This window comes from Pseudomonas viridiflava (assembly GCF_900602065.1).
Lineage (GTDB): Bacteria > Pseudomonadota > Gammaproteobacteria > Pseudomonadales > Pseudomonadaceae > Aquipseudomonas.
Map to the genome: position 1 here is coordinate 1 of NZ_UWFN01000079.1, position 13,662 is coordinate 13,662.

General features: G+C 59.4%; 13 protein-coding genes. 5 read left to right on the forward strand and 8 right to left on the reverse strand.

What is annotated here, in order from left to right:
- Positions 1-248: 248 nt before the first annotated feature.
- The 4 genes from EE949_RS01085 to EE949_RS01100 all read right to left on the reverse strand — a co-directional run bounded on the left by EE949_RS01085 (position 249) and on the right by EE949_RS01100 (position 5,258).
- Positions 249-1,121: an efflux RND transporter periplasmic adaptor subunit gene (locus EE949_RS01085; protein ID WP_122662150.1), complete on the reverse strand. Its 873-nt coding sequence runs from the start codon at positions 1,119-1,121 to the stop codon at positions 249-251.
- Positions 1,122-1,137: 16 nt separating this feature from the next.
- Positions 1,138-1,338, reverse strand: coding sequence for a DUF1656 domain-containing protein (locus tag EE949_RS01090; RefSeq protein WP_122662152.1), 201 nt, complete (start codon positions 1,336-1,338; stop codon positions 1,138-1,140).
- Complete coding sequence (locus EE949_RS01095) at positions 1,328-3,505, reverse strand: FUSC family protein (RefSeq protein ID WP_122662154.1); 2,178 nt, start codon at positions 3,503-3,505, stop codon at positions 1,328-1,330. Before EE949_RS01095 ends, EE949_RS01090 begins: the two co-directional genes overlap by 11 nt.
- A gap of 244 nt (positions 3,506-3,749) precedes the next feature.
- Complete coding sequence (locus tag EE949_RS01100; RefSeq protein ID WP_162874375.1) at positions 3,750-5,258, reverse strand: efflux transporter outer membrane subunit; 1,509 nt, start codon at positions 5,256-5,258, stop codon at positions 3,750-3,752.
- Between the two features lie 182 nt (positions 5,259-5,440).
- Here EE949_RS01100 and EE949_RS01105 point away from each other — a divergent pair, with 182 nt between their 5' ends.
- Positions 5,441-6,388 carry a LysR family transcriptional regulator gene (locus tag EE949_RS01105; RefSeq protein ID WP_122662158.1) on the forward strand — a complete coding sequence of 316 codons (948 nt, stop codon included), beginning with the start codon at positions 5,441-5,443 and terminating at the stop codon, positions 6,386-6,388.
- Between the two features lie 192 nt (positions 6,389-6,580).
- On the forward strand, positions 6,581-7,555 hold the full coding sequence (locus EE949_RS01110; protein ID WP_122662160.1) for a 2-hydroxyacid dehydrogenase: 975 nt from the start codon (positions 6,581-6,583) through the stop codon (positions 7,553-7,555).
- A 99-nt stretch (positions 7,556-7,654) separates the two neighbouring features.
- Here the strand turns inward: EE949_RS01110 and EE949_RS01115 are convergent, their stop codons facing one another.
- The gene (locus tag EE949_RS01115) at positions 7,655-8,554 is read right to left on the reverse strand and encodes a DMT family transporter (protein WP_122662162.1); all 900 of its coding nucleotides are present in this window, start codon (positions 8,552-8,554) and stop codon (positions 7,655-7,657) included.
- A 121-nt stretch (positions 8,555-8,675) separates the two neighbouring features.
- Here EE949_RS01115 and EE949_RS01120 point away from each other — a divergent pair, with 121 nt between their 5' ends.
- Positions 8,676-9,557 carry a helix-turn-helix domain-containing protein gene (locus EE949_RS01120; protein ID WP_122662164.1) on the forward strand — a complete coding sequence of 294 codons (882 nt, stop codon included), beginning with the start codon at positions 8,676-8,678 and terminating at the stop codon, positions 9,555-9,557.
- 85 nt (positions 9,558-9,642) lie between these two features.
- Here EE949_RS01120 and EE949_RS01125 read toward each other — a convergent pair whose 3' ends face one another.
- Genes EE949_RS01125 through EE949_RS01135 form a run of 3 tightly spaced genes read right to left on the reverse strand, consistent with a single transcriptional unit; the run spans position 9,643 to position 11,881 of the window.
- Positions 9,643-9,975, reverse strand: coding sequence for a DUF3325 domain-containing protein (locus tag EE949_RS01125; RefSeq protein ID WP_122662166.1), 333 nt, complete (start codon positions 9,973-9,975; stop codon positions 9,643-9,645).
- The gene (locus tag EE949_RS01130) at positions 9,975-11,555 is read right to left on the reverse strand and encodes a PepSY-associated TM helix domain-containing protein (protein WP_122662168.1); all 1,581 of its coding nucleotides are present in this window, start codon (positions 11,553-11,555) and stop codon (positions 9,975-9,977) included. The genes EE949_RS01125 and EE949_RS01130 overlap by 1 nt, the downstream gene beginning before the upstream one ends.
- On the reverse strand, positions 11,552-11,881 hold the full coding sequence (locus EE949_RS01135) for a DUF3649 domain-containing protein (protein WP_240350558.1): 330 nt from the start codon (positions 11,879-11,881) through the stop codon (positions 11,552-11,554). The genes EE949_RS01130 and EE949_RS01135 overlap by 4 nt, the downstream gene beginning before the upstream one ends.
- A 223-nt stretch (positions 11,882-12,104) precedes the next feature.
- Between EE949_RS01135 and EE949_RS01140 the strand changes: the two genes are divergently transcribed.
- Both EE949_RS01140 and EE949_RS01145 read left to right on the forward strand, forming a co-directional pair.
- Positions 12,105-12,608, forward strand: a complete 504-nt coding sequence (locus EE949_RS01140; RefSeq protein ID WP_122662172.1) for a sigma-70 family RNA polymerase sigma factor — start codon at positions 12,105-12,107, stop codon at positions 12,606-12,608.
- Positions 12,605-13,582, forward strand: coding sequence for a FecR domain-containing protein (locus EE949_RS01145; protein ID WP_122662174.1), 978 nt, complete (start codon positions 12,605-12,607; stop codon positions 13,580-13,582). The genes EE949_RS01140 and EE949_RS01145 overlap by 4 nt, the downstream gene beginning before the upstream one ends.
- The last annotated feature ends 80 nt before the right edge of the window (positions 13,583-13,662 follow it).

Consider the following 13,662-nt stretch of genomic DNA (forward strand, 5'->3'; position numbering starts at 1 on the left):
TATTCAGACAGATCCCGTTATCGTTCATCGCGAGCAAGCTCGGCTCCTACAGGGATCACCGGCATCTGTGAGAGCCGGGCTTGGTCTGGGCGGCATTCCGACGATTCAGGCGCTGCGGTTATTCAGACAGACCCCGTTATCGTTCATCGCGAGCAAGCTCGGCTCCTACAGGGATCACCGGCATCTGTGGGAGCTGAGCTTGCTCGCGATGCAGACGACTCGGTGTGCAGCCTTGAACCGAGTCATCGTTATCCGTCGGAGCGCCCAGCCTCTGGATTCACGATCACCGTACACGTAGTGCCCGCCGACAGCAGCACGTCTGCGGGCACTTCATCCAGATGGATACGCACCGGTACGCGTTGCGCCAGGCGCACCCAGTTGAAGGTCGGGTTGACGTCGGCGAGCAGCTCACGGCTCTCCGGATTGTCACGGTCATAGATGCCGCGAGCGATGCTTTCCACGTGACCTTTGAGCAACTGACCGCTCATGAGCTGCATGTCCGCAGGGTCACCGACGCGGATATGCGGCAGCTTGGTTTCTTCAAAGAAGCCGTAAACCCAGAACGAGTTCATGTCCACCACAGCCATCTTCGCCTCGCCGATGCGTGCATAGTCGCCGCGATGCACATTCAGGTTGGTGACATAGCCGTCTACCGCTGCCAGCACCCGCGTGCGGCGCAGGTTTAGCTCGGCGGCTTCAAGCCCGGCCAGTGCCAGCTGATAATCAGCCTGGGCCGACACCGCGATGTTGCTCGCGTCGTCACGGCTTTCGGTGGAGATCACCAGGTTGTCCATGTCGGCACGGCGCTTGGCGTTGACCTTGCGCATCTCCCAGGTCGCCTTGCGTGAGGCCACCAGTGCCTGCGCCTGCTTGACGGCCACCTCGTAATGCTCGGGATCAATCTGCATCAGCAGATCGCCTTTCTTCACCCGCTGGTTATCACGCACCGGCACATCAACCACCGTGCCGCTGACATCGGCGGCGACGTTGATGATATCGGCGCGCACCCGGCCATCGCGGGTCCAGGGCGTGTCCATGTAATTGACCCACAAGGTGCGGCCAATCCAGATGGCAAGGGCCAGGACCAGTAACGTGGCGATAAGACTGAAGAGCTTTTTCATCAGGGCTACTCAAGAATCAACGGTAAACAGTCAGCGCCATCGCGCCGAAAATGCAGGTAAACAGGCTCAGCCGCAGCAATGCCGGGTGCCAGAAAAACCGGTACAGATCAAAGCCCGCCAGCAGCCGGTCGAGTGCCCAGGCGATCACTACGGCGATTAGAAAAAGAACCGTCACACTGGGCATGTACAGGCCATGAAAAGCGATTTCACGAGGCATGGATCAATCCTTGCGGCTGGCCCGTGAGGGCATAGGCAGCCAGTGGTGATTGCGGGTCGAGCAATGACGAACGAATGAAGTGCAGGTAGCTTTTCACCCTGCGCAGAACAGACGTATCAAAGTGCGGGGCAAAGGGTTCGTCGCTGTTCTGCACACGGTTGATGGCGTGATCGACAGCCGCCAATGCGCGCTGCCAGTTACTGTGATCGGGCTGTATGAACAGGCGAATCAACGCCCGGCCCATGACCCGGATCGCGACACGCCAGGACTGCCACGGGGCATAGGCGGGATGCACCGGAAGCATTTCCTGCTCGCGACGCAGCTCGATAATCGCGTGGCCGATTTCCAGCACCACGAACATCCAGCGCAGCAATTCACGCTGCACCTGTGGCTTGCCGGCTGCCAGCCCGTAGGCTTGATGCATCAGATCGCGAGTTTGACTTTCAAAGCTGGAACCCAGGCGACTCAACGGCGCGCTGATGGCGAACACCACCTGGCGACGCAAATCGCCTTCCAGTTGTCGCCACATCCAGCGCGCGTTAGGCGGCAGGATAATCGCCCCCGCCGCGGCGCACAGCAACATGCCAAGGACCATGGCGATGTAGTCGTTGATGAAGGTGTAGGGGTTGTAGATCGTCAGGTTATCCGGCACCGAACCGATGCCAAAGAAGATCAGCAAGCCCAATCCGTAGCCTGACCATTGCGGCCGCGAACCCAGGAACGCGCCGAGCATGAACACCGGCGCAAGGCACAGGCAGAGCAGTGGAAAGCCGTCGATGTTCGGGAAGATGAAAAAGGTTTCGATGAAGCCCAGCACGGCGCCGAGCAAGGTGCCGCAGGCCATCTGAAATGACATGCGGCGCGGGTTGTTCGTGGTGGACGATAACGCGACCGTGGCCGCCGACACGAGAATCATGGTCGCGCCGCTGGGCCAGGCGGTCGCCACCCAATACACACTCATGATCGCCAGAATGAACGTTGCCCGAATACCTGCTGCCGCTGCCGCCATCCAGCTGGTTTTGGGCAGGAACTCTTCTTCCCACTTCTCCCTGATGTGTGTGTGATCGGCCAGTGAGGCGTGGGTCTGGGCGTAGTCGTGCATGTCGCTGACCAAGCGGTACAGCAATTCATAAGCAGTGTGGAAATCCAGCAGTTCGGCTTCGCTGGGGTGTATGTCCTCAAGAGCCGTACGCTGAGCACGCACCCGCGCTGGCAAATCAGCCTTGAACGCTTCCAGTTGCTGGACCAGTTGCGATGCATCCTCGGGAGTCAGAAATCGATTGGCGAAACCGTCGAGCAACTCGGCCAGGGCAGTGAGCCCTGGCTGCGCAGCGATGACTACCCGGCTGACGCCATCACCGCGCACGCGTTCAAGTAGCTGATGCAAGGCGTTAAAGCGCGTGGTGATGGCCATGAACTCGCTGTTCAGGCGGTTAAGCCGTCCGTTGCGACGGCGCATGTGCGGGTCTTCAAAAACCGTGACGCTGCGCAGCCCTTCCAGGCCAATCGCCTCGGCGACGAACCGCACGTTGCCGGTTTCGAAGGCATCCCGAGGGTTAACGCCACGCAGGCCATCGGCGACGAAGCGGGCGAATATGCCGAAGCGGGAATACAGTGCGTTACGCATCGCTGCGCCTGAGCTTTGCGGCAGGATCGCTGCGGTGACGGCCGTGGAGCAAACGATGCCGAGGCTGATCTCCAGCACCCGCCACACGGCCGCCATGAACGAGCCTTCCGGGTGCGCCAAGGCAGGCAGCCCGACCATCGCAGCGGTGTAGCCCGCCAACACGAAACCGTAGGCGCGAAAGTTGCGGTAACGGGCAGCGCCTGCCGAACAGAAGCCGACCCACAGCGCCAGGCTGCCGAGAAACAGTTCGGAGTTTTGCGCGAACAGAGCCATGAGCACGACCATCACCGTCGAACCGGCCAGTGTGCCGAGCAAACGATAAAAGCTTTTTGCAAATACATGACCGCTCTGCGGCTGCATGACGATGAACACGGTAATCATCGCCGTGCGCGGCTGCGGCAATTCCAGACGCAAGGCCAGCCAATAAGTGAGGAATGCCGCGATCAGGACCTTGAAGATGTAGATCCAGGTCACCCCGTCGCTGCGCGCCCAGTTATTGAACTCCCGACGCCATGGGAGTTGGGTGATTCGGTTCAAGATGTCACGGACCTTGTAGGAGCTGCCGAAGGCTGCGATTGCGGTATGCCTGAAAAAACGCTTCGCAGCCTTCGGCAGCTCCTACAGAGAGCATATCGGCTGCACGTCATATGAGCCGGACGTAGCACTTGTGGGACCGGATTTATCCGGGAAGGCGGTATTTCAGGCGATAGATCTCTGCTGGATGTACTGAACCCATCGCGAATGAATTCGCTCCCACGGGGGACCGCGTTCCGACAGGAGATATTCAACGGTCAAACACCGCCAGCGTGGCCGGAGTTTTCGGCGCCTGGGTTTTGTCTTCGGCCGGTGTATCGCTGCCCGCACCCAGCCCACCGCCCAGCGCCACGACCAGTTCGGCATGAGCCGTCAGGCGGGCGGCCTGGACTTGCTGCTGAATCTGCTGCTGATGAAACAACAAGGTCTGAGCGTTGAGCACATTGAGGTAATCCGTCAGGCCACGTTGATACGCAATCACCGCAATGTCGTACGTCTTCTGCGCGGCAGCCACCGATTCGCTGGCGAACGCTTGCTGTTTGTCCATGGACTCACGGCGGATCAACTGATCGGAAATGCTCTTGAGGGCGGTGACAAGCGTCTGGTTGTACTGCGCCACCGCCAGGTCATAACCCGCCGATGCTTCCCCCAGTTGCGACCGCAAACGCCCACCGTCGAAGATTGGCAAGCTGACAGCCGGACCTGCGCTGTAGTTGAATTTTTTGCCCGCGAGAAATTCCAGCATGCCGCCGCCAGTGGCCATGTATCCAAGATTGCCGATCAGGTCGACGTTCGGATAAAAATCTGCATGCGCCACATCAATGCCTCTCGCTTGAGCCGCGACCGCCCAGCGGCTGGCTACTACATCCGGGCGCTGACCGAGCAGCTGTGCTGGCAAGGCAGAAGGCAGTTTCAGAACAGTATTGAGCGCCAGTATTGGCCGCTGCAGGCTCGCGCCCTCCCCCGGGCCTTTACCCGCGAGTGCCGCCAGTTGATTGCGACTCAGGGCAATGGCTTCATCCAGCGCGTCGATTTGCCGATGGGTTTCCGGCAAAGGCGTTTCAGCCTGGCTGACTTCAAAGTGGGTACCAATACCGCCCTTCAAACGACGCTGCGCCAGATCGAGAATCTGTTGCTGCTGCGCAAGCGTGGCTTCAGCGATGTCGCGCTGAGCGTAATCGAGCGACAGCTGAATGTAGGCGCGCACGATGTTGTCCTGCAGTTCCAGCTGCGCCTGACGGGCCTGAGCTGCGCTCATGTGAGCCATGTCAAGCGCCTGTTCGGTCGCGTTGCTTTCACGCCCCCAGAAATCCAGCGAGTAGCTCAGCCCAAGCGACGCATTGTTGTCCCATGTGGTGGTATTGGCGAGCGCGCCGGGGCCGTAAAATTGATCCGTCGCCCAATCGTGACGTTTGAGCGACGCCTCGCCATTGATGTGCAACGACTCGGCGGATTCAGCCAGGCCCGCCATGGCTTTGGCCTGACGAACCCTCGCTGCAGCCATGGCCAGGCTCGGCGCACCGGCGGCAGCGAGGTCAATCCAGCGATTGAGCTGTGGATCGTTATAGGCGCGCCACCACTGAGCGGCTGGCCAGTGCGCATCCCGCTCAGCGTTGCTGATGGCAGCGTCGGTGGCCAGGCTGTCGACAGGCAAAGCCTTGCCTTGTGGTGCGATCCCGCCGGTTCCGATGCAGCCGCTGATGACTAACGTTAAAGCCCAGACACTGAAGGGCGCGGCCCTTCTGATGATGCGACGCACAACGGTACTTCCCGACGTAAGGTGAAAATGACCCAGGTGCCGCGATTCTAGGGTCCGCCACGAACGCCGATAAGCCGGGAGAAGTGCGATTCTTTGTTACAGAAACGGAGATAATCCTCAGGTATGCTGACATGGGTCAGTTACTTCGTGTCACAATTTGCTATCTCTCCAGAGAACTGCCCATGGATACCCTGCAAAACATGCGTGCGTTCAGTTGTGTGGCGCAAGCGGGAAGCTTCACGGCCGCGGCCGTCCAGCTCGACACAACTACCGCCAACGTTTCGCGCGCCGTCTCGAACCTCGAAGCCCATCTGCAAACCCGTTTGCTCAACCGCACCACACGCCGAATCGCGCTCACAGAAGCCGGCAAGCGTTATCTACTGCGGTGCGAACAGATTCTGGGGTATGTGGAAGAAGCCGAAGCCGAAGCCAGCGATGCCCATGCGCGGCCAGCCGGCCAGCTCAAGGTGCATTCGATGTCCAGCGTCGGTCAGCATTACGTGATCGATGCCATCGCCCGTTACCGACGCAATCATCCGGACGTGTCTTTCGACCTGACCATGGCCAATCGCGTGCCGGATCTGCTCGAAGAAGGCTATGACGTGTCCATCGTGCTGGCCAGTGAACTGCCGGATTCAGGCTTTGTGTCGCAGCGCCTGGGTATCACTTACAGCATCGCGTGTGCATCGCCGGAGTACGTCAAAAGCTTCGGCATCCCGCTCAAGCCCACTGACCTGCTCAACCATGCATGCCTGCGACTGGTCAGCCCGGTGTTCCCGCTGGAAAAATGGCTGTTCGATGGCCCTGAAGGTCAGGAAATGGTCACAATCCATACCTCGCCATTTCTGGTCAACTCGGCAGACGCCATGAAGACGGCCATCAGCAGCGGCATGGGCGTGGGCATTCTGCCGATCTATTCCGCCATCGAAGGCCTGCGCAATGGCACGCTGGTACGGGTCCTGCCCGAATACCGCTCCCAGGAGCTGAACCTGTACGCCATCTATCCGTCGCGTCAGTACCTGGATGCGAAGATCAAGACGTGGGTGGAATACCTGCGCGGCTCGCTGCCGGACATTCTGGCCGCCCACGAAGCCGACCTGCATACGCACGCCATGCGCTCCATCGCCTGATCCCTGAAATGCATTCCCTGTAGGAGCGACGAGCAGCGCGAGGCTGCGATAGCGTTTTATCTGACACAGCACCATCGCAGCCTCGCGCTGCTCGTCAGCCCCTATGGCCGGTGTTTACGGCTTGATGACGGGAATGTTAGCGTGCTACTCATCTGTAACCCTTTATAAAAAGCGTGCGAGAGTAGCTACCCCATGAAAAAGACCGTACTTGCCTTCAGCCGTGTATCCCCCGAAATGGCCGAACGGCTGGAACAGGATTTCAACGTGATCGTGCCCGACCCGAAGCTGGGCGATCTGAATGCACAGTTCAATGACGCTCTGCCCAAGTGCCACGGCATGATCGGCGCAGGTCGCCAGCTAGGGCGCGAACAGCTGGCAGCCGCCACTCAGCTGGAGGTGGTGTCGAGTATTTCGGTGGGGTACGACAACTACGACGTCAGCTACTTCAACGAACGCGGCATCATGCTCACCAACACGCCGGATGTGCTGACTGAAAGCACCGCCGACCTGGGCTTTTCCCTGATCATGAGCAGCGCCCGCCGGGTTGCTGAACTCGATGCCTGGACGAAGGCCGGTCAGTGGAAACGCAGCGTTGAAGCCGCGCAGTTCGGCACTGATGTGTATGGCAAGACGCTGGGCATCGTGGGTATGGGCAACATTGGCGCAGCGGTTGCGCGCCGTGGTCGTCTGGGTTTCAACATGCCGATCCTGTACAGCGGCAACAGCCGCAAAACCGAGCTGGAACAAGAGCTGGGCGCGCAATTCCGTAGCCTTGATCAACTCCTCGCCGAGGCGGATTTCGTCTGCCTGGTAGTGCCGTTGAGCGAAAAGACCAAACACCTGATCAGCAGCCGTGAACTGGGTTTGATGAAGTCCAGCGCAATCCTGATCAACATTGCCCGTGGCCCGATTGTCGACGAAACCGCGCTGATCGAGGCCTTGCAGAACGGCACCATTCGCGGTGCAGGGCTGGATGTCTACGAGAAAGAACCGCTCAGCGACTCGCCGCTGTTCAGCCTGAAAAACGCCGTGACCCTGCCACACATCGGCTCGGCCACTACCGAAACCCGACAGGCCATGGCGGATCTTGCCTACACCAACCTGCGCGCCGCGTTGCTCGGTGAGAAGCCGCAAAACCTGGTGAATCCGCAGGTCTGGAAAGATTGATGTAGCCCTGTAGGAGCTGCCGAAGGCTGCGATTGCGGTATACCTGAAAAACGCTTCGCAGCCTGCGGCAGCTCCTACAGATAATGCATTTCACTTACCTCAAGCCAGCTTCGCCCCCACCGGCACCACCACCTTCGGCTTCCTGAACACCAGCACATTGCCCAGCATCACCAACACCAGCCCCATCAGTGCGGGGGCGGTCCATTGGTAGCGTTCGGCGAAAGCCGAGATATTCAACGCCACCACCGGGAACAGCACCGTGCAATAGGCTGCACGCTCCGGGCCCATGCGGCCGACAAGCGTCAGGTAGGCGGTAAAGCCGATCACCGAGCCTGGAATGACTAGATACAGCAACGAACTGACATAACGGGTCGTCCACTCAAACCCGAACGGCGTGCCGCTGAGCAAGCAATACAGACTGAGCATCGCTGCGCCATAAAACATGCCCCAGGCGTTGGTAGTCATGGGCCGCAGGCCCGCTTTCTGCTGCATGCTCGACAACATATTGCCCGCCGAAAAACACATGGTGCCCAGTAAAGCGAGGCCCAGGCCCATCAGTGTCTCTTGGCTGGCGCTGTGACCGGACAGTTCAGGCCAGAACAGACACCCCAGACCAGTCAGTCCCAGAGCGCCGCCCGCCAGCACATTGCGGGCGACTTTCTGTTTGAAGAACACCCGCGCATTGAGTGCATTCCACAGGGTCGCAGTGGAGAAGACCACGGCGATCAGTCCGCTGGGGATCCACTGACTGGCGGTCAGGAAGCACATGAAGTTAATGCAGAACAGGCACAACCCTTGGGCAACGCATAGCATGTGCCCACGCTGATTGACCTTTTGCAGCTTGCCGCTGAGCAACAGCATCGCAAATAACACCAGCGCTGCGAGGCCGAATCGGTAAACGATGGAGACCGCAATTGCCACGTCGCCGAGCTGCAATTTCAGCGCGATCCAGGTGGTGCCCCAGATCAGGACGGTAAGCAAATAAAGCGAAATGTTCATGACGCGACTCCCAATGTGAAGCGTCAGTCTGCGGCGAGTATGAACCGGTCATTTGCATAATCTTGCGCATTTGCTTCGGCGGTGGCTGGCAGAGAGCTTTGTAAGGCGTAGGATGCGAGCCATGCCAGCCATCGAATCCATCCAGGTCTTTCAGGCCCTGAACAGCTCACCCCATGCTCGTCTTGAGCAGAGCGCGGTGCTGGGCGATGGTTTGGTCGCGGCCTTGTGGAACAACCGCCACGACTCGCAGGAGTATCACGGCCCCAGCCACCACACGCTGTCGTGTTACATCGACGGCGGCACAGGTACGTTTCGTCGCGACAGGCCAGACCAGAAAGGCAGCCCCGACAAACTCTGCACCCTGCCCGCCGGGCATGAATCAGCCTGGGTGATCAACGGCGAAATTCGTCTGGCGCACCTTTACATCAGCCCCGAGCAATTCGCCCTGGGCTGCATCACCCTGTTGGACCGCGAGCCTCGTGAGCTTCAACTGCGCGAAAACACGTTTCATGATGACCCTGAGCAGGCCTTGCGCTTTCGTCAGTTGATCCAGATGAACTGGAATGAGCCCGGCGAACGCTTGCTGACCAGCAGCCTGGCTCACGAAATGCTCAGCCGTGCGTTGTTTGATCAGGTCGGCATGCGTGACGGTTTACGTTTGAAAGGCGGCCTGGCAGCGCATCAGCGTCGACAGTTGGTGGAGTTCATCGAAACTCACCTCGCCGAACCGCTGAGCCTTGGGCAACTGGCCGGGCTGTGCGCTTTGTCCGAATATCACTTCGCAAGGATGTTCCGCGAAAGCTTCGGTTTGCCGCCCCATCAATACCTGCTGGCCCGACGCCTGAACCACGCTCGCCAGTTGCTGCGTACTACGCAGATGGCATTTGGGACCATTGCGCTGGAATGCGGCTTTGCCAGTGCCAGCCATTTCAACAATCGCTTTCGGCAGGCGATGGGCGCTACGCCAGGGGAATATCGACTGGCGTTTTCCGGATTCCTGTAGGAGCTGCCGAAGGCTGCGAAGCATTCAACCTGACATACCGCCATCGCAGCCTTCGGCAGCTCCTACAGTTCTAACGTTTACAGGGTCACGCCAGCATCTGATTAATAAAAATCAGCGGCCCGACCAACACCACGGCTGCGGCCAGCACCAACACCAGCCGTGGCAGAAACGGGATCAGGAACACCAGCAGCAGCGCACTGCCCATCAACGCCGCAAACCATTGCACCAGGCCCATACCCAAGGGAGTGGAAGCCAGTGCGGCCCACAGCGAGAGCGCCAGGCACAACCAGCCGAAGCCTTTGAGCAAGCGGCTGCGAGCAGGGCTGAGCTTGCTGTGCAGCAGCTCACCGTAGTGTTTGGTCATGGACAGGCAAAGCGCCGTGAAGCCCACGTAACACAGTAATGTCGCCAGCAACATCAGTGAACCTCACTTTCAAGTCGGGCTGACCGTGAATGTTGTTCAACCGCAGCCGTGGCTATCGGCCGTACCGGGCGAAATTTTCTGGCGCCCCAGGCCATGAAGAGGCCGGTACATAAAGCGGTCAGATCAAAACCCGCCAGCACCCAATCCTGTTTCTGCACTGAGGCCAGCAAGTAGTGGCCGCTGGTAACGATATCCAGCAACGGCAAACCGGCAAACAGCACCGCGCCCAACATCAACTGCTCGCGCCACGCCTGACGGCCTTTGCGCAGCAGCGCATGCAGCACCGAAAGGCCCCAGACACTGAAGAACAGGTTGATCTCCCAATCACTGCGCTCGGCAAGCCCGACCGGCAGCAAGCGATTACCCCAGAAGAATGCAGCGACGGCAAGCATCAACCCGGCCATGCCTGCGATGTTAAGCACTTCCACCAGCCGCAGCTCAAAGGGCAACACTCCGGTCTTGGCGTGTTTGACCTGACGCTTGGCCAGCCACATGACCAACCCGGTGCCAATCATGGCCGTCCCGGCGATACCAAACACAAAATACAGCCAGCGCAACAATGGCCAGGCAAACTCCCCCAGATGCAGCCCGTACATCGCACCATAGACCTGCAACGGTACGGAGCGCTGAGTCGGCAAGGTCAGCACTTCACCACTCACCCCGTTGAACACGACGTTGGCACCCGGATCATGAATGACGCTGCTGCCTGCGCCCGGAGACACCACGACTGTTGCGGCGGCGTCCCCCGGGTTATAGACCACCAGCCGGCTGACCTCTTTGTCCGGCCATTGCTGCGCACCCGCACGCACCATCGGCGCAAGAGGTGCGAGGGGCGCGGGCGTACCGGTTGCCTTGGCAGTATTGGTATTCGGAAAGATATCGGCAAAGAACGCCTGGGTGTCCTTGCCATACGAGGCGACGATACTGGCGGGCATGACCATCGACATGAAGATCACCAGGCTGCTGTAGGTAATCATCAGATGAAATGGCAGCGCCAGCACGCCAATTGCGTTATGCCCGTCCAGCCAGGAGCGCTGACCTTTGCGCGGCCTGAAGGTGAAGAACTCCTTGAAAATCTTCTTGTGGGTAATGATCCCGGTGATCAGCGCAATGAACATCAACATGGCGGCAATGGTCGACAGCCAGCGGCCCCATGGATGCGGCATTTGCAGCTGGAAGTGGAACCGATAGAAAAACTCGCCGCCCATGCTGCTGCGCGTCTGGATTTCTTCGCCGGTCTGCGGGTCCAGGTTCTTGCGGGTAAACGCGCCGCGCTTGCCCTCTTGCGCCGCGGTCTGCCACATCAGCCCCAGAGCAGGTTCGCGCTCATCGGGCAGATCGATAAACCAACGTGTAGCGTTCGCAGCGTTCTGCTGCAGGTAAGCCTGGGCCCGATCAACACTGGCCTCGGTGTTTACCACCCGCGCCGGAATTTCCGGATGGGTCCAGCGGTTAATTTCTTCCTTGAAGTAGGACAGGGTCCCGGTCAGGAAGATCGCAAACAACAGCCAGCCGAATACCAGTCCGATCCAGGTGTGCAGCCAGGCCATTGCCTGACGAAAACCTTCCTTCATGACAACCACCGTCCCAGACCGAAAACAGCCGCCAGAATGGCCGCAGGCAGCAGAATACCTGCCCATGCCCGCCACGCCGTACGGCATGCAAAGCACCAGATCACCGCCAACAGATAGGCCACAAACGACAACATCATGCCGGTGACAACCGCATCGGCGCGGGGCATCGGCAGCCATTGGGTGATGCACACGCTGCTCAGGGCTGCAATCAGATAACCGCCGAACAGTGCGGCGACAATGCGTGAAGTGACCGCCAGCCGATAAGCCAGGGAAACCACGGCAGCTTGGGCTTTACGGGTTCGTTTACGGGTTTGAGGAGCGTCCATGGTCGCGTCGTTCATCAATGAGCAATCGTCAGTAAAGGACAGCGCTCAGTGAAACATGGGCGTTGAATCGGCATGGGGATATCCTGATCGGGAGGCTATCGAGCAGGATATTCTTTGATGTCCCGCACGAACAGAACGCAATATTAATGATAAATATTCTCATACGCAAAAGAGTCTGCCAGAATCCGCGCAATTAAATGGTTCATTGCGGACTGCAGCAGTCATGCCCCTCGCCCAATACGCGCTCAACGAAACTGTCGAAGGACTGTATCACGCCCATCACAACTGGCTGACGGGCTGGTTGCGGCGTCGGCTGGGCTGCCCGCACAGCGCTGCGGACCTGGCTCAGGATACATTCGTCAAAGTCCTGCTGGCTCGCGATACGCCGCAGATTATCGAACCCAGAGCGTTCCTGACCACCATCGCCAAGCGCGTATTGTTCAACCACTACCGCCGTCAGGACCTTGAACGCGCCTATTACCAGACGCTGGCAGAAATGCCGGAGTGTGTCGCGCCTTCGGAAGAAGAGCGGGCGATCATTCTGGAAACATTGCTGGAACTGGACCAGTTGCTCGATGGCCTGCCTGTTGCGGTCAAGCAGGCGTTCCTGTTGTCGCAAGTCGACGGCCTGAGCCACGGTGAAATCGCCACACAGTTGGGCATTTCCATCGCCACGGTCAAACGGCATCTGAGCAAGGCGCTGTTGCGCTGCTACTTCGCATTATGAATCCGAACAACGAATCCCTGAACAAATCAGATATCGCGCCAGCGGTGGCCGAGCAGGCGGTGAGCTGGCTGATCGAAATGCAGAGCGGTGCCCTCGCCCCGCTACGCCAGCAGGCCTGGCAGTTGTGGTTGAACAGCAATACCGAGCACCAACGGGCCTGGGCCCATATTCAGCGGGTCAATCAGCGCTTGAGCGGGCTGTCGTCGCCACTGGCGCATGCCGCCCTTAATGCACCGAGGTCCAGTAGCCGACGCCAGGCGCTGAAATTGCTGTTGCTGCTGGGCGCGGGGTCCGCTGCAGGTTGGGGCTTGCGCGATCAGCTTTCGCTGCAACCGCTGCTCGCCGATTACCATAATGGTGTTGGCGAGCGACGCAAGATCGCACTCGACGACGGCAGCGAAATCCACCTGAACACGGCGAGCGCCATTGACCTGCGTTTCGATGCCGAACAGCGCCTTATCAAACTGCTGCAAGGCGAAATAATGCTGACAGTCGCGGACGATCCCCGGCCGCTGAAACTGACCACGGCCGAGGGCAGCGTTCACCCTATATCGGCGGCGAGCCGTTTCGACGTGCGCCAGCTCGAAGGCAAAACACAGTTGGCCGTATTCAGCGGCGCAGTGCAGTTGAACCCGACGACCTTCACTGGCCCGGGCTTGCAGTTACAGGCCGCGCAGCAGGCCGTGTTCAACCGCAATGCATGGGAGCCGGTAAAGGCGCTGGACGCCAACAGCGGCGCCTGGGCCGATGGCATGCTGGTCGCAGCGCACATGCGCCTGCAGGATTTCCTCGCCGAACTGAGCCGCTACCGTCGTGGCCACCTGCAATGCGATGCGAAAGTGGCTGACCTGCTTATTTCAGGGAGTTATCCACTGGCCAACAGCGAACGAATTCTGGACTTGCTGGAGGTGGCACTGCCGGTGCGGGTCAAGCGGTTTACCCGGTATTGGGTGAGTGTCGAAGCACGGGTTTAGCCAACACTGAACAGCTGTTGGAGCGAGGCTTGCCCGCGAAGAACGATAACGCGCAGTGCCTGATGCAACGCAGCGGCAGA

Coding starts and splice junctions, on each gene's coding strand:
- EE949_RS01105 (WP_122662158.1), top strand. CDS start 5,441: ATGGATACCCTGCAAAACATGCGTGCGTTCAGTTGTGTGGCGCAAGCG.
- EE949_RS01145 (WP_122662174.1), top strand. CDS start 12,605: ATGAATCCGAACAACGAATCCCTGAACAAATCAGATATCGCGCCAGCG.
- EE949_RS01135 (WP_240350558.1), bottom strand. CDS start 11,881: ATGGACGCTCCTCAAACCCGTAAACGAACCCGTAAAGCCCAAGCTGCC.
- EE949_RS01085 (WP_122662150.1), bottom strand. CDS start 1,121: ATGAAAAAGCTCTTCAGTCTTATCGCCACGTTACTGGTCCTGGCCCTT.
- EE949_RS01125 (WP_122662166.1), bottom strand. CDS start 9,975: ATGTTGCTGGCGACATTACTGTGTTACGTGGGCTTCACGGCGCTTTGC.
- EE949_RS01090 (WP_122662152.1), bottom strand. CDS start 1,338: ATGCCTCGTGAAATCGCTTTTCATGGCCTGTACATGCCCAGTGTGACG.
- EE949_RS01110 (WP_122662160.1), top strand. CDS start 6,581: ATGAAAAAGACCGTACTTGCCTTCAGCCGTGTATCCCCCGAAATGGCC.
- EE949_RS01140 (WP_122662172.1), top strand. CDS start 12,105: ATGCCCCTCGCCCAATACGCGCTCAACGAAACTGTCGAAGGACTGTAT.
- EE949_RS01130 (WP_122662168.1), bottom strand. CDS start 11,555: ATGAAGGAAGGTTTTCGTCAGGCAATGGCCTGGCTGCACACCTGGATC.
- EE949_RS01120 (WP_122662164.1), top strand. CDS start 8,676: ATGCCAGCCATCGAATCCATCCAGGTCTTTCAGGCCCTGAACAGCTCA.
- EE949_RS01115 (WP_122662162.1), bottom strand. CDS start 8,554: ATGAACATTTCGCTTTATTTGCTTACCGTCCTGATCTGGGGCACCACC.